We start from the raw sequence: 26,006 nt of genomic DNA on the forward strand, positions 1-26,006 counted from the left end.
AAATGAAAGAAATAGTAACCGAGCAGGATTGGAACGATGTATTTGAAGCATCTGCTGAAAAGAAAGTATTTGTACTAAAGCACAGTACAACATGCCCGATTAGTGCTGAAGCTCACGCGGAGTATTTGAAATATGTCGAGGAAACTAGTGCAAGTGATAGCTTGTATTCTTATGTGAAGGTCATTGAGTCAAGACCGATCTCTAACTTAATTGCCGAACAATTACAAGTGAAACACGAATCACCTCAGTTAATTATTTTAAAAGACAAGCAAGTGCAATGGGCTAAATCACATTGGAATATTACAAAAAAGAATATTGAACAAGCATAGGCTTGAAAAAGAGAAGGGGGACGTTAGTCATCACGTACGCGTTTCTCTTTTTTTCTTGCCATTTGTACATAGGTGAATATTAGGCACCCTGTCCCTAAAACTGAACAAACGTATTGAAACACTTTCATAAGTTCCATTTAACCACCTCGATGGTAGATTATCCCTATATATAGGAGCCTATTCATATTTGGAACAGCTTAGTGAAACTTTTCCGTCTGTTTGGCGTAGAAGGAAGAGAGGTGAGAAATGATGTTGTCGCAATATAGAGTAAGATTAGAAAATATCAAAGATAGAAAACGCCAGAAGGCAAAGTGGGAAATGCACCTAAATCGAATAGAAGAACAATTAGTGATTGAACAGAATAAGCTCAGCAAACTGTCAGAACAGTTAAAACGAGAGAGTGCAGATGTCCAAAGGTTAGAAGGGCTTTCTTTTACAAACCTGTTTTATTCAGTTGTTGGTAAGAAATTAGAAAAGATGGAAAAGGAACAACAGGAACTACTTACAGCACAATTAAAGTATGACGAGGCTCGGGAAACCGTAAATGATTTACGAGAGGAAACCGAAACGATTCGACAAGAGCTTCATACGTTAGGACAGCCGGAGCAAGAGTACAAGCAATTTTTAAAAGAAAAGAGTAAGGCTATTGCAGACGTGAATACCGAGTTAAGCGAAAAATTAGCCGTTCTCTTTGATCAGGAATCTGAATTGTCTATTCAACTAAATGAATATCAAGAGGCGATTTCTGCAGGAAAGAAAGCTATTCATTCAATTGAAGAAGCAATCGCTTCACTTGGAAGTGCGAAAGACTGGTCCACATGGGACATGTTCGGAGGTGGCGTTTTATCAACGGCGATAAAACATAGTCGAATTGATGATGCTAAAGGGCATATTCATACAGCACAGCGTGATTTGCGTCATTTTCAAGAAGAGCTCCGTGACATTAATCAATTTACAAATTTCAATATTGATATTGGTCAATTTTTAAGTTTTGCGGATTATTTCTTTGACGGGTTTATTGTTGACTGGATGGTACATGGCAAAATTAAAGATTCTCTCGAACGAATCGAGCAGATGGGACAGGATGTAAAGCAGTTGCTTCACACATTAGAGCACCAAAAACAACAAATTGAACATGAAAAAGAGAAAGTCCAAGTATTACGGATTAACGAGATCGAAAGGGCTTAAGAAGACTTTGAATAGAACCCTCACGTTATTCTCAAACTAACGGTGAGGTGAGTAGAATGAATCGACCAATGCTGACAGCACTAATAACAATAGGGTTAGCGCAATCTCTAAAGATTCCGATTAAAAAAGCAACAACTGGAGAATGGGACTCGAAAATGATACTTGAAACAGGGGGAATGCCAAGCTCCCACTCAGCTGGTGTTACAGCACTTGCAACGTATATTGCCCTTGAACGTGGGGTCCCATCAGTTGATTTTGCGCTTTCCACTGTTTTTGGTTTGATTGTGATGTATGACGCACAAGGAATTAGACGGCAAACAGGTGAGTTAACAATAAAGGTGAATGAAATGGATTCAGAACTTGAGCAAATTACTGAAGAATATGACCATGAAAATAGTCATCGTCACGCAGTAAAGCTTCGTGAAAGACTTGGGCATCAACCACAAGAGGTGCTAGGAGGAGCGTTATTAGGCCTATTAACAGGTTCCCTCGGCTATTTATTAAGTAAATCAGCAAAATAGAACGTCAGAGCAATCTGGCGTTTTTTCGAGGATAAAACGTTTTTAACTTGTGAAACCTTTTACATTCAGTGAACGTTTCATATGTAAATAAAGCATCAAGACAGGGGGAAGAAAATATGAATCGAATATTAAAATATGTTGCATGTGTAGGATTGATTGCAAGTCTCGTCGCTTGTGGGGCGGTAGAAGAAGACCGGAATGAAGCTGACACTCCGCTGGAGGAGACCGAAGAGCATACATTAGAAGAAGAGCCGGTTGTTGACAACAATCAAGATGGGGAGGAAAGTGATAAGGCGGTTGATGAGCCAAAGGAGGAAGAGGAACTCCCGACTGAAGAAGCACCGGCGGACGCCATTGAACTCGCTGATGAAAAAGAAATCGATGTACATGTTGAAGGAGAAACAGAAAAAAGGTTAGCGCAATTTAACCGTGCCCCATTAGGCTATGGAATCTATATTCTCCAAGATTACACACTAGTTAGTGAAGAACCAAATTCAGATGTCATTTTCTCAAACTTTGATGAAGAGTTTTTTACACGTATTAAATCGCTTGGGAAAGAGACTGATCTTGAAGAAGTAAAGCAAACAATATTGGAACATGCCAGTGGTACCATTCATGAAAATATAGATATCCCATTAGAGGGAGCAGTGTATGCAATTCTAGAAGAAGTTGAAATCGATGGACTAAAAACCGGAATCATTCATACAGCAAAGAAGTACGAGGAGAATGTATTAAGCTTCACCGTTTATTTGCCTTTAAAAGAAGCTGCTGAAGGAATTGGTCCAAGTATGTGGGCGATGCTGGATACGATTGAGTATTAAGCTTATTGTTTGACCATATTGCAACCATAGAAAACAAGTCTCTCATCAGTTCACTAAACTGGTTAGAGGCTTGTTTTCTGTTTTAATATAGCCTTCGAATTACTAGAATCATTCAAAAGTCAGCGATAGTATAGTGGTTGTTTAAATATAAATAGCGCTAGGTGGAAATTGGAAGCGTTAGAACTAGTTATTTATGTTATTCTTTACTGTGTTGGCTTGAAATGTGTACAGCAAAAAATATACATCGCGGAAGGAATGATCCTGTGAGAAGATACGTCATATTATTAATGGTTCTTACAATCTTAGTTCTATCAAGTTGTGGTACGGAACAATTAAATCAATCGACTGTCTTAAGTAAATCAATAGAAGCTGTTAACGAGTTAGATAGTTATTCGGTTGACATGGATATGGATGTTAATATGATGGAAATGGACATGAATATGAAAATGACAGGTGATGTGACACATGAACCGGATGCAATGCATATGTTCATGAACATGGGCATGCCTGGTATGTCGATGGACTTTGAAGCTTATTTACTTGAAGATGAAGTTTATGTAAGTATGTTCGGAGAATGGCTTAAAATGGATGCAAATGAAATGGGATTGGAAGACTTTGATCAACTGAACGAAGAAGAAATGAAGAAGTTATTAGAGTTTAGTGATGAGTTTACAATGAATGAAGAAGATGGTGTTTATGTTCTTACCCTTTCAGGTGAAGGAGATGAATACTCTGTACTGATTGAAGATTATATTAAGTCGGGAATGGGCGACTTCTATGAAGATGCCGAAATGGAAGAGATGTTGGAAACGATCAAAATAAATGATTTTGATTTTCAAATTCACATTGATAAAAAGACGTTTATGCAAACCACACAAATTTTCAACGCAGATGTAGAGATTGTAGAAGGGGACTTCCCTATGTCGATGACGCTTGGTGGGACGCTTACTATTTCAAACGTTAATGGTGTTGATCCGATTGAGATACCAGAAGAAGTAAAAGAACATGCGGTTGAAGAGGATGCGTTCTATTCAGACTTTGATGAAGATTTATTAGGCTCTTATGAAGAAATGACATTAGAAGAGATCCAACATGTAGTGGATTACACAGTTCCAGAAATACATGCTCTTCCAGATGGATACACACTGACAGAGAGTAAGTTTGATGAAACGATGGACATGATCATGTTAAATTATGAAAAAGGTATCGATAATCATTTCATGGTAACAATCTTCCCAACGGATGGAGAACCATTTCTTGAATATGAATTGGTGGATGGTGAAGAAGTCACGGTACAAGGAACTAAGGGTGTACTTTACGAAATGGACGATTTCATTAGTCTAAGCTGGGAACAACATGGATTGTACTTTGAAATAGCTGGTGGCGGAGTAGACATAACAACCGATACAGTTATGAATATTGCTGAAAGTATCAAATAATAATCCTATTATATAGAAAACGGGTTTGAATTCAGGTTCAAGCCCGTTTGTTGATCGTAAAAAAATGTAAAGGAGGTTGTGAGAGGACCTCTAAGTTGAAAGGAATAACCATTTAATAAACAGTGAAGCCAGCTTTACAAATGGCATATAATTACGTAATACAGGTTTTTTTGGGGGCCACGTTCGAACCAGTGAATATTTATAGTAAAAGAAAGGAGCCTAAAGGGCCCCTTTCTTTAATAACTCGGATTCCATTTAATTTCGCCGAACTTTTGATCGTAATCAACATGAACATGAAAATCATGCTTGCTATAAAAATGGATGAGTCTGTCTAGATGGTCCCAATCACGCTCGGCAAGATCGCCTTTAATGTATTGGACGTTTTGGCTTTTGGCGTGGTTCTTTAAATAATTCATGCAAATGGACCCATAACCTTTGTTTTCCTCGCCTTTAATGTCACCGATGTGAATGGTGTGAGGGTCCTCGTATTTAGCTTGGATTGAAAAGTCCCACATTCCACGATAAGCGGATTCGCAATCATTTAACATGATTTTGCATGAACTGCCATCATCTAATAAATACACAATCACCCATTTTTCTTCTTTTGTTTGTTCTATGCCAATGACTTGCCAGCGCTTGGCAATTTCTTTAAGATTTTCTTGCATACGAAATACTTGAAATTCAAGATCTTCAAGGCTTTGCTTTAACAGTTCAGGTTTCTCCTCCAAGACCCTTTCTCTTGTTAATAGCACCAAATCCCTCCCCTATCCATTAACTTATATATATACATACAAGTATAATATTATATTCGAAATGAGTAAAAATGACAATAGCTGCGAATGATGTCGGATTGAAAAGGATAAAAACTATGGATTTCTAGACGAAGTTGATTTACACTAAAATTAGTACCAGATCCTAATATAAACTCATTAAAAACTTTAATGTGGTATGTTTTTTTGCAAGGTTGGTTATGAGCATATACAAGGACTATTTTACATTTTTGAATTTACACTTAAAAGTGAGGTATAGAGATTATGCTGCAGTCAAAAGCAAGAATTACCGCAATCGGTTCCTATGTTCCTGAGCGAGTAATGACGAACGAAGATTTAGAAAAGTTAGTTGAAACTAATGATGAATGGATCGTAAAGCGTACTGGTATTAAAGAAAGGCGAATTGCTGAGGATACAGAGTTTACAAGTGACTTAGCCTATCGAGCTGCTTTGAATTTGATGGAACGCTTTTCAAAGTCACTTGAGGACGTTGATTTAATTATAGTAAGCACGCTTACTCCAGATTACAGAACACCAAGTGTTGCTTCCAGACTTCAGGCTAAGCTTGGGATTAAACAAACAGGAGCATTTGATTTAAATGCTGCATGTGCAGGATTTACTTATGGACTTCATGTTGCAAATGGCTTAATCACAGCAGGTCTAAATAAAAAGATTCTCATAGTAGGGGCTGAAACCATTTCTAAAATTACTGACTACACAGATCGAACAACATGCATTTTGTTTGGTGATGGTGCAGGGGCAGCATTAGTTGAGTATGATGAACAAAATCCTAGCTTCCTTTCTGCGCATTTAGGTTCTAATGGTGAATCGGCTATCAATTTATATGGGACAAACATAGCGACTCAAATGGATGGAGAAGAACTTATAAGTAATGGCCATCTTGTACAAAATGGTCGTGAAGTGTATAAATGGGCTGTCACAACAGTTCCAAAAGGGATGAAGGCAGTTACAGAAAAGTTCGGCATTGATTTGAGTAATGTTGATTGGTTCGTTCCACATAGCGCTAATTTAAGAATGATTGAATCAATCTGTGATCGAACAAGCTTTCCGATTGAACGTACGTTGAATAGTTTGGTGAATTATGGGAATACATCTGCAGCTACGATACCGTTAGCTTTAGACATTGGTGTTCGAGAAGAAAAATTAAAAAAGGATGACCTTGTTCTGTTATACGGATTCGGTGGTGGCCTCGCCCATTGTGGTCAGTTAATTAAATGGAACTTGGATGAATAATATATAAAATAAGAACCTGCTATTGTAGGAAGCCACTGAAAAACCCCTTGAAAGTCACTCTAGGAAGCAGCAATGGCTTCACACGTTGCTCGCCTGCTAAGAGAAACCCACTCATAGCAGGCTTTTAAAAAGATGGCAACGGCTCCGCACATTGCTTCGAGGGCACTGAAAAAGGGAAAAGCACCCTTTTTCAGTGCCCTCCTATTGTAGCGGGTTCATATTTTTAAGAGAATGGGGATAAACAGACGGTTAATCTATGGAACAGCTTCAACAAAAAGAAACAGCAGAAGAGATCAGTTACTGATCTTTTCTGCTGTTTTGACTTTAATTTTATATGGCTCAAGTATACTAGAAATACTTTTCCCTTCAAAATCTAGGATATAATCATCAAAGTTCGTTTTTTCTAGTTCAGGAATTTCACAAAGGATCGTAGCGAGTTTTTTACTTAAAACCGCAGAGTCTTGTCCTGCGAGGAGCTTTTTCTTATAGCGGTTGAAGCTCGAATCTAACGTCTCTATCTGCTCAAAAACAGATTCAATCGTTCCATATTGTTGAATGAGGGGAAGGGCTGATTTTTCACCTACTCCGGGGCAACCAGGAATATTATCACTTTTATCACCAAGTAGCGCCTTTACATCAATCCATTGTTCTGGTGTGATACCATAATCTTCTTTAAAATTTGTGAGTGTATAGAGTTGGTCTCCTTTTTTTCCTGCGATAATCTGAGTCGTTTGCTCGTTTAGTAATTGGAGTAAGTCTTTGTCGTTACTATAAATATAGCAAGGCTGCTCTTCATATTGCTTTTTCCATAAGCAAGATATCGCCCCAATCGCATCGTCTGCCTCATAAGGTGGGGTTACTAACTGCTTAATTCCAAGCTCATTAAGAAGTCGTTCGCATGTTTCGTACTGCTGTATAAGGGCTTCTGGTAATTCACCTCGAGTTTCCTTATAGGCTGAAAAGTATTGCCTACGAACCGAATCTTCTCGTTTCACATCCCATGCAACAGCAAGGTGAGTTAGCTCATGTAAAGAAACTAATTGAAACAGCTTTTGAAAAAATACACGGAGGGCGTTCGTGTATAAGCCATCACTTGTTTTCGGTAAATCCTCTTCGTTTTTACCATATGCTGTTGCAAAATAGCCTCGACTTAAAAGGTTAAACCCATCTATTAATAATAATCGTTTTTTCTGCATTGTTTCGCTCCTTTCGATGTTCTATTTTAACATGAAACAATGAAAAAAGGGAAAATCCCTAAAAAAAACAGAATGCCCTAAAAATATAGACATTCTGATAGAAAAAGTAGCCTTAGCGAATATTTTCGTTAATAAATTTTAAAATCGTGTATCGATCACGTATAAGGTGAGCTTTTTCAATACTTTCCTGAACTAGTTGATCATCTACCCCGAGCATTTCAGAGGTAGAATCGCCTTCTAATTGGTCGAGCATCTCTTTTAATTTAGCAGGTGCAGGGATGTTTTCAATTGCTTCTAAGATCTCTTGCTTATGTTCGATGATACGATTAATATAGTCATTGTTTTTATCTGTGCGAAGCTGTTCCAACTTTTGTTCACTTAGTAAATACTCAGAAAATACGTTTTTGTATAGATCAGCAATCAGTTGGGTTGTTACGCCAACCTTTGCACCATGTAAAATAGCCGGACGGTTTTTTTGTAAAAATTCCATTTCCCAGCAATGAGAAATGTGATGCTCCCCACCTGAGGCTGGGGCAGAATGACCAATAAGCAACATGGCTAAACCAGAAGCTACCAATGCTTCAATTAATATTTTTACCCCTTCTTCATTTGCTGCAGCGATACTATCAACATGCTCTACACAGTAACTAAGTGTATCTGCGGTCACTTTGGCGGACAATGGACAATACGGTTCGCCTCCTACAAGGTGACTAAATGTCCAATCTGTAAGTGATGTATATTTTCCAATGATGTCACCAAATCCTGCTGCAATCATTTTCTTAGGGGCATTTGCGAGCACATCAATTTGTGCGAATAACGCAATCGGAGCTTGCATCTGATAGGTTTTTTTCATGCCTTTGACAACAATAGGGGCACCCATTGAATTAAAGCCATCAACGGAAGGCGCTGTTGGAATTGAAATAAAAGGTTTTCCCATTTTATAGCTAGCAAAGCGCGTAATATCGTGTATAGTTCCAGAACCGACAGCGAGCAAAACATCTGTCTCATTTGGTGTTTCTAATAGAACTTGGACAAGGGCTTGTTCATCTGCAACGACATCTCCTTGTTCATCTTGTTCAACAAAGCAAGTCGTAACATGAAGATTTGTTTTATTTATGGCGTCATTAAAAGCTCCTTGAAGAGCATGGTCGATCGTCTTATCAGTTACAATCACCACATTTTGAAAGGACTTTTCTTTTAGGAAAATTACAGCCTCTTCAAAAGCTGAATGACTGATTTCAATTTTGTCAATGGCAATCTGAAAATGTTTATTCCCACAACTACACTTAGAAGCAAGATTAGTTAATTCGGTAACATTTGTAATCATCATTTTCCCTCCAATAGTGATTGTAAATTAGCTAAAGATTCGATAATAATGTGTGGTTTTCTTCTACCAACGAGCGTATCTACTTGCTCTTTTGTCGTATTTCCGGTAAGAACTAGAGTTGTTGAAATTCCATGCATATTTCCTAATGAAATGTCTGATTCGGGACTATCACCGATAATCATACAATTCTCAGCCTGTAATTGAATTAACTCTAATGCAGCCTCAACCATAAAACAAGAGGGCTTTCCAATCACAATTTCCGTTTTTCTTCCTGTTGCTGCTTCGATTGCGCCAATCATCCCGGCAACGTCGATGGCATGCCCATCCTCAGTTGGATAGGTTTTATCAGCATTTGTAGCGATCATTCTTGCGCCGTTACGAACCGCTTTAAAGGCATTATTTAATTCTTGGTAAGTCATCGTCTCGTACAATGAAACTAGGAGGAAATCGGCTTCCTCAGGAAATTCAGCTAGTATTACGTCATGTTCAACAAGTTCTTCACGTAAACCCGGATCACTTAATACCCAAACTTTACATGAAGGATAATGTTTTTTGATAAAACAAGCTGAAACGGTTGAAGCTAATAGAATTTCATTTGCTTCAATATCAACACCGGCATTTATTAACTTCTTATGACAGGTTTTTCGCGAAATATTACCACGATTACTTAACAATACAATCTTTTTGTTTTGAGATTTTAAATAAGAGATTGCTTTTTCTGCTCCTGGAATAAGTTGATTTCCTTTCATAATTGTTCCGTCAATATCTATAAGGAAACCATCAATATTTGAAAACAAGGACAAGACCTCCTTTTGAACACATTTACTATATTATCAGGGGAACAATGGAATAACGTCAATCATTTAATTGTGTATTTTTGCGTTTTATTGATGTTTGTTGTGCTTTTTTCGGTTGTTTCTTTTAATAAATCGGTAGAATGTGGTATGATATATATATTGAAGGAAAAAACTTTTTTCCACCTAAATAAGGAGTTGTTTGCATGTGCTAGCACCAAGTCGACGAAACAGAATCATGCAAAAATTGCGTGAACAAAAACAAATAACAGTTAAAGATACAGCTCGGGAGATGAACATCTCTGTAGGTACCCTTAGAAATGATTTAAAAGTTCTAGAAGAAGAGGGGTTCCTAACGAGAACGCACGGTGGAGCGATATTACCAAAAACATTCGAGAAAGAATTTTCATTTATTTCAAGAAGTGAAACTAATATAGATGAAAAACGAGCAATAGGAAAAGAAGCGTTAAAATTAATTGAGGGTAAGAATTGTATCATTATCGATGCAAGTTCTACGGGCATGGAGCTTGCAAAGCTTTTGTTGGACTATAAACATCTAACCGTTATCACGAATGGATTAGTAACAGCGCAATTACTCTCTCAAAATCCACACATTACCGTGATTATTGTAGGAGGAGTTGTTCGAACGGGAAGTAGTGAGGTGGAAGGACTATTAGGACAATCATTACTTTCGCAAATTCATGCAGACTTGTTTTTTACGTCAGCTCATGGGTTTACTAGCGATCTTGGGATGACTGAATTTAGTATTTATGAGGCTGAGCTAAAAAAAGCAATGGGTGCTAATGCGGATCAAATTGTTGTATTGATGGACCATACGAAAATAGGCCGTAAATCGATTGCTTCTTCAATTGAGCCTTCCGATATCGATGTATTTATCACAAGTAAAAAGAGTGATTCGACTTTTCTCAATTATTTAGAAGAACAACATCAAATTAACGTTGTGACCGCAAAAATAGAATAGACAAATACTTTAATTTGTTGTAAATAGATTATAGATCCATTTAACCTAATTAGAAACGAGGGTACAAATATGCTGATAAAAAAGGAAAAGTTTGGAGAGTTAAACGGTCAGGTAGTAGATGCCTATACATTAAAAACAGAACAACTTGAAATGACATGCATTAATTACGGTTGTATTATTACAGAGCTATTAGCACCAGATGCAAATGGACAATTTGAAAATGTAGTTTTAGGCTTTGATACTATTGAGGAGTATGTAGAACATTCACCTTATTTCGGTGCCGTAATCGGCCGGATTTCCGGTCGGATTAAACATGCTTCATTTGAATTAGATGGTGTTACTTATCCTTTAGTAAAAAACGATGGGGATAACCACTTGCATGGTGGAACAAAGGGTTTTGATAAAGTTATATGGGATGTAGAGACATTTGATTCAGAGAACAAAATTGTGTTTACATATACTAGCCCTGATATGGAGGAAGGTTTTCCGGGCGAATTGAAAACAACGGTTTCGTATACACTTGTAGGTGACAAACTAGAGATTTCGTATGAAGCGACAACTACAAAACGTACGTTAGTTAATTTAACGAATCACACGTATTTTAATTTAACAGGTGATTTAAAGCGTGATATTCTAAATCATGAATTAAAGATGAAGAGTAGTAAGTTTTTAGAGTTAGGTGAAGACCTTCTTCCAACTGGTCAACAGGTTGATGTTGAAGGAACATCGTTTGATTTTCGTTCTGGCCGAAAGATTATTGATGGAACACAAACAAACGACCCTCAAAATATTTTAGCTGGTAAAGGGTACGATCATCCATTTATGCTTGACGAAAACAGTCAACAAGAAATCGAGTTAACGGATGAAGAAAGTGGTCGTAAATTGGTGATTGAAACAACTGAGCCTTGTGTCGTACTTTATGCAGGAAATATGATGGATGATTCCTTTGCAATTAGAGGAGTGGAATCGCAGAAGCATCTAGGATTATGCTTAGAAACCCAAGGTCCACCTGACGCGATTCATCATCCTGAGTTCCCGCAAACGACTCTAGATGAAGGTGAAGTCTATCAATCAAAAACAACTTACCAATTTACAACGAAATAATACGTTCATTAGGGTCCCTTTTCGGGGCCTTTTTTTAGTTGTATGGACTTGTATGCTATTAATATAAAAACCTTGTAAAATAGCATTATTTCTGAGTGGTTTTAAAAAAGTGATCGTTATTTCAAAAAAAATAGTGAAAATTTGTCCGTACAAGTATATAATAAGTTGTAGAAGGAAAAGAAAGGAGCTGACAACATGCTTGAGAATTTAAAACAAGCTGTTCTAGATGCAAACCTTGCCCTACCTAAATATAAGATGGTTACGTTTACATGGGGCAATGTTAGTGGTATTGACCGAGAAAAAGGTCTTGTCGTTATTAAGCCAAGTGGAGTCGAATACGAAGACATGAAGGCCGAAGACATGGTTGTTGTAGATCTAGATGGAAACGTCGTTGAAGGGAAGTTGAAGCCTTCATCTGATACACCAACCCATGTTGTATTATACAAGGCTTTTCCTGAAATCGGGGGAATTGTACATACACACTCTCCGGGGGCAACAAGTTGGGCACAAGCTGGTCGAGGAATTCCTGCACTTGGTACAACACATGCTGATTATTTTTATGGTGAAATTCCGTGTACGCGTAAAATGACGGAGGAAGAAATTAAAGGGGCATACGAGCTAGAGACGGGGAATGTAATTGTCGAAACATTTAAGGTGAACAACATTGATCCTAATATGGTTCCTGGTGTTTTAGTTAATTGTCACGCTCCTTTTGCTTGGGGTACGAATCCAGATAATGCGGTTCACAATGCTGTTGTTCTTGAAGAAGTTGCGAAAATGGCGACAAATACATTCACATTAAACCCTAACGTAGAAGCAATGGACCAAACGTTGCTTGATAAGCATTTTTTAAGAAAACATGGTGCGAATGCTTATTACGGACAAAAATAATAATAGGAGGGATAATTGATAAAAAAATATACAATTGGCGTTGATTTCGGAACTGGTTCTGGTCGTGCAGTTCTTGTTGATTTATCAAACGGAACAGAGGTTGCCGATCATGTGACAGAATACCGTCATGGCGTGATTGCTGAGTATTTACCTGAATCAGGAGTAAAGTTGGAACATGAATGGGCGCTTCAGCATCCACGTGACTATATTGAAGTGTTAACAACATCTGTTTCGGCAGTGATTAAAGAATCAGGAGTAAATCCTGAAGATGTAATTGGACTAGGGATTGATTTTACTGCTTGCACGATGCTTCCAGTTGATAATAAGGGAGAGCCGCTTTGCTTTAAGCAAGAGTTAGCGCAACGCCCACATAGCTGGTTAAAGCTGTGGAAGCACCATGCAGCGCAAGATGAAGCAAATAAAATCAATGAAATTGCTGAACAAAGAGGAGAAAATTTTTTACCAAGATACGGTGGGAAAATTTCCTCAGAATGGATGCTTGCAAAGGTTTGGCAAATCCTTGATGAAGATCGTGAAATTTATGACATGACGGATCAGTTCCTTGAGGCGACTGACTGGGTTGTCTTTAAAATGACAGGCAATATTACAAAAAACAGTTGTACGGCTGGTTATAAAGCAAATTGGCATAAAAAAGAAGGTTATCCTTCTAAAGAGTTTTTCAAAGCGCTTGACCCAAGACTTGAAAACCTCACTGAAACAAAGCTTCGTGGTGAGATTTTCCCACTAGGAACAAAAGCTGGTGAATTAACAGAGGAAATGGCGGCGTTAATGGGCTTAAAGCCAGGCATTGCGATTGCTGTTGGGAATGTTGATGCTCATGCTGCAGTTCCGGGTGTTGGTGTAACGGAACCAGGAAAGCTTGTTATGGCAATGGGAACATCAATCTGCCACATGCTTTTAAGTACAGAAGAAAGAGAAGTAGAAGGCATGTGCGGTGTCGTTGAAGACGGAATTATTCCTGGTTATCTCGGCTATGAAGCGGGTCAATCAGCGGTTGGGGATATTTTCGCATGGTATGTTGAAAATGCAGTTCCTGCTTATGTGAAAGAAGAAGCTGAAAAAGCGGGTGTAAACGTTCATGCATGGCTTGAAGAGCAAGCATCAAAATATCGTCCAGGACAATCAGGTCTACTAGCACTTGATTGGTGGAATGGAAATCGTTCAGTCTTAGTTGACACTGAATTAAGTGGACTACTCATTGGCGCGACATTACTAACAAAGCCTGAGGAAATTTATCGTGCATTATTAGAAGCTACAGCTTTCGGTACGCGTAAGATCGTCGATGCTTTCCATAACAACGGTGTTCCTGTTGAGGAGTTGTATGCTTGCGGTGGTCTACCTCAGAAGAACCGTCTACTTATGCAAATTTATGCTGATGTTATGAATCGTTCAATTAAAGTAGCAGATTCTAAACAAACACCAGCTCTAGGTGCAGCGATGTTTGGTGCGGTTGCTGCTGGGGCGGATAAAGGTGGTTATGACAGTATTGTTGATGCAGCAAAGAAAATGGCACGTGTGAGGGAAGAAGCGTTCGAACCAATTCCTGAAAATGTTGCGATTTATGAAAAGTTGTATCAAGAATATTCAACGTTACATGATTATTTCGGTCGTGGTGAAAATGATGTCATGAAACGCTTAAAAGCAATTAGGCAAGGCTAATACTATTTAAATTAGGAGGAAGTTAACATGTTAAAAGTGAAACCTTATGAATTTTGGTTTGTAACAGGAAGTCAGCATTTATATGGGGAAGAGACGCTAAAGCAAGTTGCGGAGCATTCTCAAAAAATCACAGATGGCTTAAACAGTGAAGGGAATTTCCCTTTTAAAATCGTATTCAAACCTGTTCTAACAAATCCCGATTCCATTCGTCGTTTATGTATTGATGCGAATACAGATGATAATTGTGCAGGGATTATTACATGGATGCACACATTCTCGCCAGCAAAAATGTGGATTGCAGGCCTGTCTGTTCTAAACAAGCCATTACTACATTTACACACTCAATTTAACCGTGACATCCCATGGGATAAAATTGACATGGATTTTATGAATTTAAATCAATCTGCTCATGGTGATAGAGAGTATGGGTTTATCGGAGCTCGCATGAATGTAGCTCGTAAAGTTGTAGTAGGTCACTGGCAGGATAAAAACGTAATTGGTCGCATTGCCGACTGGATGCAAACAGCTGTTGGGGTTACAGATGGGAAAAACCTTAAGATTGCCCGCTTCGGGGATAACATGCGTGAAGTTGCTGTAACAGAGGGTGACAAGGTTGAAGCACAAATTAAATTTGGCTGGTCTATTTCCGGTTACGGTATCGGTGATCTTGTTCAACATGTGAATTCAGTTTCTGATAGCCAAGTAAAGGCATTATTTGATGAATATAACGAGCTATATGAAATCGACCCAGAAGGTTTAAAGTCTGGTTCCTATCAAGAGTCAATCCTAGAACAGGCAAGAATTGAACTAGGAATGAGATCGTTCTTAGAAGAAGGTGGGTTCCAAGCGTTTACGACGACGTTTGAGGATTTACATGGTATGAAACAATTACCTGGTTTAGCTGTTCAACGTTTAATGGCAGATGGCTATGGATTCGCAGGCGAAGGGGATTGGAAAACAGCAGCACTTCTTCGTGTGATGAAAATCATGGCAAACAATAAAGGTACTTCATTCATGGAAGACTATACGTATCACCTAGATCCGAGCAACGAGTTAGTGTTAGGTTCTCACATGCTAGAAATTTGCCCGACTGTTGCGGCAAACAAACCTAAAATCAAGGTACACCCATTAGGAATCGGTGGTAAAGATGATCCTGCACGTATGGTGTTTGATGGTGCTGCAGGCCCAGCTCTTAATGCATCTCTTATCGACTTAGGACACCGCTTCCGTTTAGTGGTTAATACAGTAAATGCAGTTGAGCCACAGCAGCCAATGCCAAATTTACCTGTAGCCCAAGTGTTATGGAAGCCTGAACCATCTTTAAATGAGTCCGCAGAAGCTTGGATTTATGCAGGTGGTGCTCACCATACTGTATTCTCATTCGATGTTTCAGTTGATCAGTTGTATGATTGGTCTGTTATGACAGATGTTGAATGTGTCATCATTGATAAGGATTTAAAGATGATTCCGTTCCGCAACGAACTTAAATGGAGTGACGTCGCTCGCAAGTTTTAAGCTCCTCTAGATACTAGATAGTTGAAGTTGTAGCGGGGCTTTGTATGATATTATACAAAGTTCCGCTCTTTAATGTTTTACATCTTCAGTGTTTCATCACCTGTTACAAAGGTGGTAGAATGGTTGTACGGATAAGTCTTTAAGCGCATAGCGTTCAGATAGAGTAGATGAAGCATTGACGAGGTGTCACACATGCAAACAAAATACAATATGGTGAAACAAGCAATCAAATCAAAAATTTTAGATGGTTCTATTGTTCCCCATCAGAAAATTAGTTCGGAAAACGAACTGATGAAGCAATTTAGTGTTAGCCGGCACACGACACGGAAAGCAATAGGTGAATTAGTGAATGAAGGCTGGCTTTATCGCTCACAAGGTGCGGGTACATTTTGTGCTGACAGACAGCATGAAGAGGAGAGCAATAAACCTACGGATACGAAAAGAATTGCCATTATTACGACCTATATTTCAGATTATATTTTCCCTACGATTATTCGTGGTGCAGAATCTCATTTTAGTGAGCATGGTTACCAAGTAAGTGTTTTTAGTACGAATAATGATGTAGATAAAGAAAAGAGCTTTTTAGAAAGCATCCTTTCACAACAATTTGACGGAATCATCATTGAGCCGACGAGAAGTGCGAATTCAACAGCGAATCTTAATTACTTTTTTAATTTGGAACGATTAAATATTCCTTATATTATGATTAATGCCTTCTATGATGAACTTGATCCAATTTGTTTAATTATGGATGATGAAAAGGGCGGCTATATCCAAACGGAACATTTACTCAAGCTAGGACATAAGAAAATCCTTGGTTTTTTTAAGACAGATGATATCCAAGGGAAAAAGCGGTTAAAAGGTTATGTAAATGCTCATCGTCAGTTTGGCGTTCCGATCGATTCGAATAATATTATTACTTACAATACTGAAGAAAAAAAGACAAAACCAGTTGAAGAACTAAGAGAACGATTAGGTCATTCTTTTGATCGACCGACGGCTTTGATTAGCTATAATGACCAATTAGCTTTAACATTATTAGATGTCTTAAGAGACCATGATATGAAGATTCCTACTGAGATGTCTATTGTAGGCTACGACGATTCTTTTTTAGCACAAGCATCTGAGGTCAAGCTAACAACAATAAAACACCCAAAACATGAAATGGGTCAAATGGCTGCGAAAATGATTATGAAATTGATTCAAGAAAAACAATCGAGTCATAGTCGTAAAGAGAAAGTAGAATCAATTATCTATGAGCCGGAACTTGTCATTCGAAATTCTACAAGTACGGTAGAACAATGTGAGTAAAGACACAAAGGGTGAACGTCACCTTTGTGTCTTTTTGTTTATTATGTTAGTTTAAGTAACATGGAAGAATGAGGTTGTAAAAGGGAGGAAACACGATCGGCAGTTTCTAAGTCTCTCTGATTCCAAAGGTCTCTTATGCTTTTAGAGGACGCAATCCCTAGATCATTAAAGGAAACGTCTAACGTTTGTGGAGTTTCACTAAGATTAAATAAAGCTACATACGTTTCATCCGACCATCCTTTAGCCGTCCAAACAACCTTATCATCTTTTCGATACAATAGACGATTGCTGTGGCTGTTTTGATGTACAGAAAGTACCTCGCGATTAGTCAGCAATGAATGTGTCCAATCATCATTATCTCTTAGCTCTCCACCAAACATAAGTGGTGAACGAAAAATTGACCAAAGAGTCATCATCGTTACTTGCTCATCCTTTGTAAATCTCGTCCAACGATCTGCGCCTCCACCATCTACAGAACGAATACCAATATGGCCAAGTGGCAACATATCGCAATCTGGCCAATGCCCCGGTCCGACATGCTTTTCCCATTTCTCGCAACGTTCAAACATATCGTAGAGGAGATGCCAATGATCCCAATAGTCGTCTGTCATTCGCCACATATTAGCATTTTGTATTAACGACTCCGCGTATTCAAGTGGAGCTGGGCCAGGAGAGAGACTTAACACGATTGGTCGACCACAACGATCGATTGCTCGACGAATCATGATAATTTCGTCAAGATGTGTATCGTATAGTTTAGAAGCCGCAATATCATCCACTTTTATAAAATCTACACCCCATTCAGCATAAAGCTGAAATAAGGAATCGTAATAAGCTTGTGCACCCGCAACCGAAGAATCAACACCATACATATCCGTATTCCAAGGGCAAATTGAATTAGGATGTGCGATATCTCGAGCTGTTGCAGTAGTTCCAAGAATGGCTGAGTTTGCATGAACGGCCTGCCTTGGAATTCCTCTCATAATATGTATACCAAACTTTAATCCTAATGAATGGACATAATCAGCTAACGGTTTAAATCCTTGCCCATTTTTAGCTGATGGAAAACGATTCGTAGCTGGTAATAATCTAGAGTACTCATCCATTTCTAACGGTGCAAATTTGTGATAGATGGATGAATTGGCAGTTGGTTCAAACCATTGTATGTCAACAACGACATAATCCCAGCCAAACTCTTTCAAATGCTTTGCCATATAATCTGCATTTCCGCGAACTTCTTCTTCGGTTACGCTAGCTCCGTAACAATCCCAGCTATTCCAACCCATAGGTGGGGTTTTCGCTATTTCATGGTGGTTCAAAAGCATTCCCTCCATTTCTAGGACAATTTTATTCTCGTCCATTATATTAATATTATAATAAATATTTAATGTTAAAGTAAATATTAAATAATGTTAAGAATGTACTATAATTAATCTAATTGGTTTTACTCTGTTTTTATCGATGAAAGAAGGAATATTGCGGTAATAACCATTACTAGAAATAAAAATCTGAACAGCTATTTTGCATGATTTAATAATCTATGACTCATGGTTTAATTTAAATATTTTATTTTATTTATTAATCTGTTAATATTTTTATTGAATAATTGAAATTTTATTTTAGATCTAAACGACAGATAGGAGTGTTTATATGGTGAAACACGTATATAATAATCCAATAGTGGAACAAAGAGCAGATCCTTGGGTTTATAAGCATAGCGATGGTTATTATTATTTCACCGCATCGGTACCTGAGTATGACCGAATTGAATTAAGACGCTCAAAGACAATACAAGGCTTGAATGTTGCCGAACAAGTAGTAGTATGGAGAAGGTATGAAACAGGGCCTATGAGTGCAAACATTTGGGCACCTGAGCTTCATTATATTCAAGGAAAATGGTATATCTATTTCGCAGCTGGGAGAAATGGAGAAACGAATGAGGACCGATTTGACCATCGAATGTATGTATTAGAAAATGATTCAGAAAATCCGTTAGAGGGAAGTTGGTCTGAAAAAGGACAACTGAAAACAAACTGGGAATCGTTTTCCCTTGATGCAACAACATTTGAACATAATGGCTTTCGTTATTTAGTTTGGCCACAAAGAGACCCTAACATTAAAGGGAATTCAAATCTATATATTGCTTTAATGGAAAACCCGTGGACGATTACAGGTCAACAAATTATGATTTCGCAACCTGAATTCGACTGGGAGAAAATTGGATATTTTGTAAATGAAGGACCTGCTGTGTTAAAAAGGAATGGAAAGATATTTATAACGTATTCCGCAAGTGCAACCGATCATCATTATTGCATGGGTTTGTTAGTAGCAGATGAAAAGAGCGATTTATTATCTGCAGCTTCGTGGACAAAATCTGAAGAACCTGTTTTAAAAACGAACGAAGATATTCAAATATATGGCCCAGGACATAACAGTTTTACTGTTTCAGAGGATGGGACCGAAGACGTGCTTATTTTTCATGCAAGAAATTATAAGGAGATTGAAGGTAATCCACTTAATGATCCAAATCGTCACATGAATGCTATCATTTTTGGCTGGGACGAACGTGGTTTCCCTGTCTTCGATTTGCAAGAAGAACAAATTGTTAAATGATTGTGATTACAAACAAGAAGAGTGGCAAACGCCACTCTTCTTGTTTGTTTACTCTTGAACCTCTTTTGTATAAAAGAGGCGGAAAATGATATCTTGGTTATAATTCCCGAATCCTTTTCCAAATAATGTTACACCGCCGACGTTTTCTGCATTTTCCTCAACAGCGATCCTAAATGTCCATTGTTTATCTCGGATTCTAACATTATTGATAGTAATGTCAGAGATTTTATGACCGTCAACAAATGTTCCTTCTTCGGTAATTCGCAAAAACTTAAGGAGCCCGTATTGATTAATTACTTTTGGCCACCATTCTGGGGTGTATTTACCGCGGCTATCACCGAAGTCACCAGGACTTGTCCATTTTCCTAATGGAACATCATTTAGTGTAAATGTAATATCTGACGGCCAGTTCTCATTCGTGAAGGGGGCTTCTGAAGAAAGCTCCATTGAGATTTCTAGCTCATTTGGATTATGTGTCGATAATAAGAAGTTAGGAACTTTGTACTCGATATATCCATGCTTAAACCAAAGGATTTTCGCATTGACACGTTCAGGATCTAAAAAGTAGCGTGCTTCATCAAATTCACCGATGTACTTTTCTGGGGTAGCTAATCCACAGGTTGGAACTACATCAAAGTCCGTATAATGTCCAACAGAAAGCTCAGTTTCATGGTACTCTCGCAACGTTGAAGTTAAGGTAGGGAAGAAAATTTCAATTTTTTCAACGTTTAAAATACAGAGCTTCTGTACTCCAGCTTTCCCTGGAACCATTTCGGTACGAATAAGATCTGCTTTTTCGAGCTTTTTTATATGCATGGTCATTATCGCGCTACTTAGTCCTACTGCATCTGCAAGCTCTTTAATATTCATTGAACGTTTGGATAAACATTGGATAACGGTAAGTCTAACCTTGCTTGCTAATGCTTCGTATACAGGTAAAGATTGTGTGGAGATATCTAACTGCATATATGCCTCCGATTAGTTAGTTTATATATTAATCATACCTTTTCACTCCTTTTTAGACAAGGCAAAAAAAGAATGACTGAAAGCGGAATAATAAAAAATAACAATAGACGTCGAAAGGATAATTAGTTTATATTATAAACTATTCAGCCCCTAAACTTTTAAGAGGAGTTGGTGAAACAGTGAATGAAACAACACTTAACTTGCTCATTCAACAATATGAAGACACCTATGTTTTTGCAACACAACGAATTGAGAAGATAATTTCAGAGCAAATTATTCCAATGACAATAGAACAATTTGGAATTTTAAGAAAGCTCCACAAGGATGGCTCTTGTCGACCGAAGGATTTAGCAGAGTATACGGGGGTACATAAAAGTGCTATCACGCAAAAATCAGACCGGTTAGTTGCAAAAGGCTACATTAAAAGAAAGCTTGATACTAAAGATCGGCGAAATGTCTATCTGTCCATTACGAAGGAAGGGGAAGCTGTTTATCTTGAGTCGGAGAAAGCGATGAAAATGTTTATAAAATCATTGTTACTAAAACTGGACCCTATGGAAATAGAAACACTTATTCGTGTCCACCAAAAAATAAATACTCACATGGTAAATTGGAAGGATGAGATAAAAAAATGAGACAGAAACATCATCGTTGTATGATTTATTACCTCTTATATGGATAGATTCGTTTTTCGATCCATTATCGCACCTTTTGAACCACTTGTTACAGGCTTTATATATTTTAAGTGTGGAGATTGTTTCTTTTTTAGTTGATCGGTTTGACTTTCCAGTTTCGAATTTCACTCAAGTGTTAATTGTTGCAATATTATTTGGAATAGGAATTAAGGAAGAGTTAATCAAACAAGTCGTTGTCATGCTTCCGTTGTTCGTTCCTATAATGGTTCAAGCATTAGTATATAAGCTAACAGTCGTACTGCATTTTTTAGGGGGCTGTCCCAAAAAGACCTTTTGGGACAGTTCTTTTTTTATAAAATCACAAAAAATGTGGCTCTTTTCATAAAAAAGTATGAAAAAATGTGGTGGATTTAAATGGTAAAAATGGGTTAAACTTAAATGGTGGATTTACTGATAGAAAGGAGTGAAAATTTGAAAAAAAATCGAAAGAAGAGACACCATTTTGCTTTTCGTTTGAATGTCCTGTTTTTTGCGATCTTTTTATTATTTTCAGCACTAATTTTACGAATCGGTTTTGTCCAAATTGTTAGAGGAGAAGACTACGCCAGCGATTTAGCGACAACGACCAATACAACGGCAAGAATTGATGCACCTAGAGGCCTAATGTATGACAGATATGGTCATATTGTTGTAGACAATAAACTTGAGTTATCTCTTACATACACAAATCCATCGGAAGCGACTAGCTCAAAGGCACTACTTGAAATTGCCGAAAAGCTTTCGCCGCTAATTACGATGGATACAGAAAAGGTAACTGAGCGGGATAAGCGTGAATATTTACTTTTAACGATGGAACAGGAAGAGCGATATAAGCTATTAAGTATAGAAGAGAGAGAGGAGATCGATGATCGCTCCACTGAGTACCGATTGGAGCTTGATGAAATTTCAAATCAACAGTTAACGGGTTTATCAGAGGATCATTTAACAACAATTGCTATCTTTCAGGAAATGTTAAAAGGATATGCAAATACCCCTCAACGGATTAAGCAACAAATCACAGAGAAGGAAGCACATGTTATAAGTGAGCATTTAGATGAACTACCAGGGGTCGATATTTTAAGAGATTCGACTCGTTCTTATACTTACGGAGATTCTTTTCGAAGTTTTTTTGGCTCAATCAACGCCATTCCAAGTGAAAAAATCGACTATTATTTATCACGGAGTTATGACCGCTCTGACTTAGTTGGAACGAGTTTTATTGAAGAGCAGTACGAGGATGTGTTAAGAGGAAAAAAAGCAGTAGTTGAAAGCATTTCTAAAAAAGCAGGTGGAAAAACGCTTGAGCAAGAAGTCACTGAAAAAATGGGAGAGCGAGGTAATGACTTAGTATTAACAGTAGATATGGAACTGCAGCAGCGCCTTGAGAAAATTATAGATGAAGAAATTAGAAAAGCGGGACACTCTTTTATATTAGATCGTTCTGCTTACGCTGTTTTAATAAACCCGAAAACGGGAGATATTTTAGCAATGGCTGGATTCTTTGACCCTGCTGATCATGAACGTAATAGCTATGCCGATCATATAGGAAATGTAACAAAGGCTTTCGAAATGGGTTCCTCCGTAAAAGCAGCCTCGGTTTTAACCGGGTTTCATTCAGGGGTTACTGAACCGGGACGGCAGTTTAATGATCGGCCAATTCAATTGCCAGCCACACCGATTAAACAATCCTGGAATACGAGAGGGTTTGGTTGGATTGATGACCGGAAGGCTTTAGAGCAATCCTCGAATGTTTATATGTTTGAGATTGGGATGAGAATGGCGGGCTGTTATTATACAACACCTAATGCTAGATGTGGGTGGACGGGTGAATCAATCGCTAATGCTTACAATGAAGTTCGTAATAGTTTTAGTCAGTTTGGTTTAGGTTCAGAAGTAGGAATTGACTTACCTTCTTATTCTTCAGGTCTCGCTGGTGAAAATACAAATGGTGGGAAGCTTCTTGATTTAATGATTGGACAATATGATACGTACACTACACTTCAATTGGCCCAGTATATTGCTACGATTGCGAATGATGGTTATCGTATGGAGCCACGGCTTGTACGTGAAATAAGGGAGCCAGTCACTGGTAGAAATGAACAAGGTGCGGTTATTCATAAATATGAACCGAGAATCTTAAATCGGATTGATATGAGTGATGCTCATATTAAACGTGTACAAGAGGGATTACGTCGCGTCATGACTCAAGGAACAGCAGCTAAACGATTTGCGAATGCAACCTATCATCCAGCTGGTAAAACTGGTACCGCGCAAGTGAAAGTCGTTGTTGGTGAAGGGAGTCATCGACGGATTATCGAAGGAAATACACAAACGTTAGTCGGATATGCACCATATGATAATCCTGAAATTGCTTTTGCTGTAGTTGTTCCTCATGTAAAAAGAGAGAAAAATGGAGGAGCACAGGGGATCGCACAGGAAATATCTAAGTCTGCTCTTGAAGCGTATTTTGAGTTGAAAGAAAAACGAAAAGGTCCAATTCCAGTTGAAGAAGCAGCTGAGAGATGAGTAAGGTCAAACAGGGTAGTCCTTTAAATAATAGGACTACCCTGTACTGATTTAACCTTCAAACGGATATGTCCAAAATCGCTCTTCTTGTAGCCAACGAAGAGCTTCTTTATCTCCCGCAGCCCACTTTGGTTCCATGTCTTTCAACATCCATGCTGTTTGCGAATGATGAGCTCTCATCGAGTTGATTTTTTGTTCAGTAAACCGACTCACATCGACAATAACATCTGCTGCCCCAATCTTGGTTTCGTGATTATTTGAAAATGCGATGCAATGAAGCTTAGGACGCCTTGCAGTGGGAAGGCGCTTTAATGCTCTAACGACAGCCCTTCCTGTTGCGTCATGATCGGGGTGAACGGAATATCCAGGATAAAAAGAGATGACTAGGGAAGGAGAGAGTTCATTTACGGCATCTTCAACGAGTTTTGTTAACGTTTCATCGTCCTCAAATTCGATTGTCTTATCTCGAAAACCCATCATTCTTAAATCATTTATCCCTAGAGCCTCTGCTGATCTCTGTAATTCTTGTTTTCGTATTAGTGGTAAAGATTCTCTTGTGGCAAAAGGGGGATTCCCTAAATTCCGACCCATCTCTCCAAGAGTTAGGCAAATATACGTAACAGGGGTCCCTGCATGAACGTGTTTAGCAATTGTTCCTGATACGCCAAACGCTTCATCATCAGGGTGGGGGAAAACCACGAGTACATGTCGTTCTTGTTTCATTTTCGTCTCCTTTCATTATTCAAAAGGTATTCGACTTATTTCAAGACAAACAGCAAGCTTCCCTTCATAATTATGTCCAGCTAATAATAGACGATCTTGCTGATCTTCATAATGAGTAAGCCCATCAGCATATACCCAACCAAGGTCTAATTTTAGACCAACTCGATATGGACCATCGCCTGTAATTTTACCATGCTCATATGAAATTTTTGCATTGCGGATATAAGCACTTGCTGAAAAAAAAGATTGGTCGTGATGAGAAGCATAAGCACCGTTTGTCGTTTCAAGGTGTATGTATACATCCTGTTTTGAAAATTGGTCAATTAATAATTGAACAGATGTTTGGTGTATTGATTTCATCTCCTACCCTCCTGTTCGCTCCTTATGATATTCTTACATTATAAAGGAAACGATAACATTTCGATAATAATTTGACCGGCTATATCGAGTTTATAGGAGGAGAAGCGGATGTCAACTGAGCGTGAGAACGAATTAAATGATCGTGAAGACTTTGAAGAGCCTTCTTTAGAAGATTTTTTAGATGAGGAAGAGGATGAACACACGAAAGAAATGGAGCAGTATAGAATAAAGCGCCGTCAAAAGATGTTCAGACTGATTGCATTCTCAATTTGTTTGTTTTTAGTTATAAATGGTTTAAGTATTTGGTTTAAACTATATAATTTCGATTCGATTGGTTTAAACCGCGAGTCAAAGGAGCTATCAAAGGAAGAATATATCCAAAAGTATAAGGAAGCCGTTGTTATGATACAGAGAGATAACTCACGAGGTACGGGATTCGCTGTTTCTGCCAATGGGTTAATTGTCACCAATCACCATGTTGTTGAAGGAACAGGACCATTGATTATTTCTTTTCCTTCAGGTGAAAAATTTATTGGCGATGTGATTGAAAGCGATCAAGAAATCGACATTGCTCTTGTTGATGTTGATGGAAATGATTTACCTTATTTAACGTTAAGTACAAAAGAAACCAACTTAAATGAAAAAATTTATGTAATCGGTAATCCCCTGTTACAGAGTCAAATTGTGAATGAAGGGACCATTTTAGAAAAAGCCGATACATATGATGTAGTAAAAATATCTGCACCTATTTTTCGAGGTCATAGTGGTAGTCCAGTTATCTCAGAGGAGGGAGAGGTTGTTGCTGTTGTATATGCTAAAACTATTCCAACAATCTTTAACGAGGATGACAGTGCGGGTTTAGCGGTTCCGATCGAGCTTGTTCATAAAAAAATTAATGAACTCGAATAAATGAGGAAGAGGAATAGTGTTTTAAAGGCCACTGAAAAAGGGTTGTACTTTTTCAGTGGCCTTACATGTACTTGTTTTTTTGCACATAACTTTCAAGAAATTGGTTAGTTTAC

At 38.1% G+C, this 26,006-nt stretch carries 25 protein-coding genes; 17 read left to right on the forward strand and 8 right to left on the reverse strand.

Annotated features, from left to right (window positions below):
- Positions 1-2: 2 nt before the first annotated feature.
- The 5 genes from ytxJ to B1R93_RS18000 all read left to right on the forward strand — a co-directional run bounded on the left by ytxJ (position 3) and on the right by B1R93_RS18000 (position 4,298).
- A complete protein-coding gene (gene ytxJ / locus B1R93_RS17980) occupies positions 3-329 on the forward strand; it encodes a bacillithiol system redox-active protein YtxJ (protein WP_088105325.1) in 327 nt (108 codons plus the stop codon).
- 249 nt (positions 330-578) lie between these two features.
- Complete coding sequence (locus tag B1R93_RS17985; protein WP_088105326.1) at positions 579-1,517, forward strand: hypothetical protein; 939 nt, start codon at positions 579-581, stop codon at positions 1,515-1,517.
- A gap of 56 nt (positions 1,518-1,573) precedes the next feature.
- Positions 1,574-2,038, forward strand: coding sequence for a divergent PAP2 family protein (locus B1R93_RS17990; RefSeq protein ID WP_088105327.1), 465 nt, complete (start codon positions 1,574-1,576; stop codon positions 2,036-2,038).
- A gap of 116 nt (positions 2,039-2,154) precedes the next feature.
- Positions 2,155-2,859 carry a hypothetical protein gene (locus B1R93_RS17995; RefSeq protein WP_088105328.1) on the forward strand — a complete coding sequence of 235 codons (705 nt, stop codon included), beginning with the start codon at positions 2,155-2,157 and terminating at the stop codon, positions 2,857-2,859.
- A gap of 263 nt (positions 2,860-3,122) precedes the next feature.
- Positions 3,123-4,298, forward strand: coding sequence for a DUF4367 domain-containing protein (locus tag B1R93_RS18000; protein WP_165763868.1), 1,176 nt, complete (start codon positions 3,123-3,125; stop codon positions 4,296-4,298).
- Between the two features lie 236 nt (positions 4,299-4,534).
- On the opposite strand, the gene B1R93_RS18005 is transcribed toward B1R93_RS18000, so the two are convergent.
- Positions 4,535-5,053 carry a hypothetical protein gene (locus B1R93_RS18005; protein ID WP_425348975.1) on the reverse strand — a complete coding sequence of 173 codons (519 nt, stop codon included), beginning with the start codon at positions 5,051-5,053 and terminating at the stop codon, positions 4,535-4,537.
- Between the two features lie 279 nt (positions 5,054-5,332).
- Between B1R93_RS18005 and B1R93_RS18010 the strand changes: the two genes are divergently transcribed.
- The gene (locus tag B1R93_RS18010; protein WP_088105331.1) at positions 5,333-6,322 is read left to right on the forward strand and encodes a ketoacyl-ACP synthase III; all 990 of its coding nucleotides are present in this window, start codon (positions 5,333-5,335) and stop codon (positions 6,320-6,322) included.
- 293 nt (positions 6,323-6,615) lie between these two features.
- On the opposite strand, the gene B1R93_RS18015 is transcribed toward B1R93_RS18010, so the two are convergent.
- The 3 genes from B1R93_RS18015 to B1R93_RS18025 all read right to left on the reverse strand — a co-directional run bounded on the left by B1R93_RS18015 (position 6,616) and on the right by B1R93_RS18025 (position 9,642).
- Entirely contained in the window at positions 6,616-7,518 is a 903-nt protein-coding gene (locus B1R93_RS18015) for a 5'-3' exonuclease (protein ID WP_088105332.1), read from the reverse strand.
- 112 nt (positions 7,519-7,630) lie between these two features.
- Positions 7,631-8,845 carry a sn-glycerol-1-phosphate dehydrogenase gene (locus B1R93_RS18020; protein ID WP_088105333.1) on the reverse strand — a complete coding sequence of 405 codons (1,215 nt, stop codon included), beginning with the start codon at positions 8,843-8,845 and terminating at the stop codon, positions 7,631-7,633.
- Complete coding sequence (locus B1R93_RS18025; RefSeq protein WP_088105334.1) at positions 8,845-9,642, reverse strand: HAD-IIA family hydrolase; 798 nt, start codon at positions 9,640-9,642, stop codon at positions 8,845-8,847. The genes B1R93_RS18020 and B1R93_RS18025 overlap by 1 nt, the downstream gene beginning before the upstream one ends.
- A 205-nt stretch (positions 9,643-9,847) precedes the next feature.
- Here B1R93_RS18025 and B1R93_RS18030 point away from each other — a divergent pair, with 205 nt between their 5' ends.
- From B1R93_RS18030 to B1R93_RS18055, 6 genes are all read left to right on the forward strand, one after another.
- Positions 9,848-10,621: a DeoR/GlpR family DNA-binding transcription regulator gene (locus B1R93_RS18030; RefSeq protein ID WP_088105335.1), complete on the forward strand. Its 774-nt coding sequence runs from the start codon at positions 9,848-9,850 to the stop codon at positions 10,619-10,621.
- A 69-nt stretch (positions 10,622-10,690) separates the two neighbouring features.
- On the forward strand, positions 10,691-11,725 hold the full coding sequence (locus B1R93_RS18035) for an aldose epimerase family protein (RefSeq protein WP_088105336.1): 1,035 nt from the start codon (positions 10,691-10,693) through the stop codon (positions 11,723-11,725).
- A gap of 195 nt (positions 11,726-11,920) precedes the next feature.
- Positions 11,921-12,616 carry an L-ribulose-5-phosphate 4-epimerase gene (araD, locus tag B1R93_RS18040; protein WP_088105337.1) on the forward strand — a complete coding sequence of 232 codons (696 nt, stop codon included), beginning with the start codon at positions 11,921-11,923 and terminating at the stop codon, positions 12,614-12,616.
- A 15-nt stretch (positions 12,617-12,631) separates the two neighbouring features.
- Positions 12,632-14,296: a ribulokinase gene (locus tag B1R93_RS18045; RefSeq protein ID WP_088105338.1), complete on the forward strand. Its 1,665-nt coding sequence runs from the start codon at positions 12,632-12,634 to the stop codon at positions 14,294-14,296.
- A 27-nt stretch (positions 14,297-14,323) separates the two neighbouring features.
- On the forward strand, positions 14,324-15,811 hold the full coding sequence (gene araA / locus B1R93_RS18050) for an L-arabinose isomerase (protein WP_088105339.1): 1,488 nt from the start codon (positions 14,324-14,326) through the stop codon (positions 15,809-15,811).
- Positions 15,812-16,003: 192 nt separating this feature from the next.
- Positions 16,004-17,122: a GntR family transcriptional regulator gene (locus B1R93_RS18055; protein WP_088105340.1), complete on the forward strand. Its 1,119-nt coding sequence runs from the start codon at positions 16,004-16,006 to the stop codon at positions 17,120-17,122.
- Between the two features lie 41 nt (positions 17,123-17,163).
- On the opposite strand, the gene B1R93_RS18060 is transcribed toward B1R93_RS18055, so the two are convergent.
- Positions 17,164-18,441: a glycoside hydrolase family 27 protein gene (locus B1R93_RS18060; RefSeq protein ID WP_088105341.1), complete on the reverse strand. Its 1,278-nt coding sequence runs from the start codon at positions 18,439-18,441 to the stop codon at positions 17,164-17,166.
- A 331-nt stretch (positions 18,442-18,772) separates the two neighbouring features.
- Between B1R93_RS18060 and B1R93_RS18065 the strand changes: the two genes are divergently transcribed.
- The gene (locus tag B1R93_RS18065) at positions 18,773-19,735 is read left to right on the forward strand and encodes a glycoside hydrolase family 43 protein (protein ID WP_088105342.1); all 963 of its coding nucleotides are present in this window, start codon (positions 18,773-18,775) and stop codon (positions 19,733-19,735) included.
- A gap of 48 nt (positions 19,736-19,783) precedes the next feature.
- Here B1R93_RS18065 and B1R93_RS18070 read toward each other — a convergent pair whose 3' ends face one another.
- Complete coding sequence (locus tag B1R93_RS18070; protein WP_088105343.1) at positions 19,784-20,701, reverse strand: ArsR/SmtB family transcription factor; 918 nt, start codon at positions 20,699-20,701, stop codon at positions 19,784-19,786.
- A gap of 179 nt (positions 20,702-20,880) precedes the next feature.
- On the opposite strand from B1R93_RS18070, the gene B1R93_RS18075 reads away from it, so the two are divergent.
- The 3 genes from B1R93_RS18075 to B1R93_RS18085 all read left to right on the forward strand — a co-directional run bounded on the left by B1R93_RS18075 (position 20,881) and on the right by B1R93_RS18085 (position 23,901).
- Positions 20,881-21,336: a MarR family winged helix-turn-helix transcriptional regulator gene (locus B1R93_RS18075; protein WP_088105344.1), complete on the forward strand. Its 456-nt coding sequence runs from the start codon at positions 20,881-20,883 to the stop codon at positions 21,334-21,336.
- 16 nt (positions 21,337-21,352) lie between these two features.
- Positions 21,353-21,721: a hypothetical protein gene (locus tag B1R93_RS18080; protein WP_088105345.1), complete on the forward strand. Its 369-nt coding sequence runs from the start codon at positions 21,353-21,355 to the stop codon at positions 21,719-21,721.
- A gap of 86 nt (positions 21,722-21,807) precedes the next feature.
- Complete coding sequence (locus B1R93_RS18085) at positions 21,808-23,901, forward strand: peptidoglycan D,D-transpeptidase FtsI family protein (RefSeq protein ID WP_245308321.1); 2,094 nt, start codon at positions 21,808-21,810, stop codon at positions 23,899-23,901.
- Positions 23,902-23,952: 51 nt separating this feature from the next.
- Here the strand turns inward: B1R93_RS18085 and bshB2 are convergent, their stop codons facing one another.
- Positions 23,953-24,624 carry a bacillithiol biosynthesis deacetylase BshB2 gene (gene bshB2, locus B1R93_RS18090; protein ID WP_088105347.1) on the reverse strand — a complete coding sequence of 224 codons (672 nt, stop codon included), beginning with the start codon at positions 24,622-24,624 and terminating at the stop codon, positions 23,953-23,955.
- A 15-nt stretch (positions 24,625-24,639) separates the two neighbouring features.
- A complete protein-coding gene (locus tag B1R93_RS18095) occupies positions 24,640-24,984 on the reverse strand; it encodes a YojF family protein (RefSeq protein WP_088105348.1) in 345 nt (114 codons plus the stop codon).
- Between the two features lie 108 nt (positions 24,985-25,092).
- Between B1R93_RS18095 and B1R93_RS18100 the strand changes: the two genes are divergently transcribed.
- Complete coding sequence (locus B1R93_RS18100) at positions 25,093-25,893, forward strand: S1C family serine protease (RefSeq protein WP_088105349.1); 801 nt, start codon at positions 25,093-25,095, stop codon at positions 25,891-25,893.
- Positions 25,894-26,006 lie beyond the last annotated feature (113 nt).

This window comes from Halalkalibacter urbisdiaboli, from assembly GCF_002156385.1.
Lineage (GTDB): Bacteria > Bacillota > Bacilli > Bacillales > Bacillaceae_D > Halalkalibacter_A > Halalkalibacter_A urbisdiaboli.

Excerpts from the sequence above, each read along its gene's own strand:
- araA (WP_088105339.1), top strand. The coding sequence starts at position 14,324 with ATGTTAAAAGTGAAACCTTATGAATTTTGGTTTGTAACAGGAAGTCAG.
- B1R93_RS18035 (WP_088105336.1), top strand. The coding sequence starts at position 10,691 with ATGCTGATAAAAAAGGAAAAGTTTGGAGAGTTAAACGGTCAGGTAGTA.
- B1R93_RS18020 (WP_088105333.1), bottom strand. The coding sequence starts at position 8,845 with ATGATTACAAATGTTACCGAATTAACTAATCTTGCTTCTAAGTGTAGT.
- B1R93_RS17985 (WP_088105326.1), top strand. The coding sequence starts at position 579 with ATGTTGTCGCAATATAGAGTAAGATTAGAAAATATCAAAGATAGAAAA.
- B1R93_RS18065 (WP_088105342.1), top strand. The coding sequence starts at position 18,773 with ATGGTGAAACACGTATATAATAATCCAATAGTGGAACAAAGAGCAGAT.
- B1R93_RS18095 (WP_088105348.1), bottom strand. The coding sequence starts at position 24,984 with ATGAAATCAATACACCAAACATCTGTTCAATTATTAATTGACCAATTT.
- B1R93_RS18070 (WP_088105343.1), bottom strand. The coding sequence starts at position 20,701 with ATGCAGTTAGATATCTCCACACAATCTTTACCTGTATACGAAGCATTA.
- B1R93_RS18010 (WP_088105331.1), top strand. The coding sequence starts at position 5,333 with ATGCTGCAGTCAAAAGCAAGAATTACCGCAATCGGTTCCTATGTTCCT.
- ytxJ (WP_088105325.1), top strand. The coding sequence starts at position 3 with ATGAAAGAAATAGTAACCGAGCAGGATTGGAACGATGTATTTGAAGCA.
- B1R93_RS17995 (WP_088105328.1), top strand. The coding sequence starts at position 2,155 with ATGAATCGAATATTAAAATATGTTGCATGTGTAGGATTGATTGCAAGT.
- B1R93_RS18100 (WP_088105349.1), top strand. The coding sequence starts at position 25,093 with ATGTCAACTGAGCGTGAGAACGAATTAAATGATCGTGAAGACTTTGAA.
- B1R93_RS18015 (WP_088105332.1), bottom strand. The coding sequence starts at position 7,518 with ATGCAGAAAAAACGATTATTATTAATAGATGGGTTTAACCTTTTAAGT.
- B1R93_RS17990 (WP_088105327.1), top strand. The coding sequence starts at position 1,574 with ATGAATCGACCAATGCTGACAGCACTAATAACAATAGGGTTAGCGCAA.
- B1R93_RS18055 (WP_088105340.1), top strand. The coding sequence starts at position 16,004 with ATGCAAACAAAATACAATATGGTGAAACAAGCAATCAAATCAAAAATT.
- bshB2 (WP_088105347.1), bottom strand. The coding sequence starts at position 24,624 with ATGAAACAAGAACGACATGTACTCGTGGTTTTCCCCCACCCTGATGAT.
- araD (WP_088105337.1), top strand. The coding sequence starts at position 11,921 with ATGCTTGAGAATTTAAAACAAGCTGTTCTAGATGCAAACCTTGCCCTA.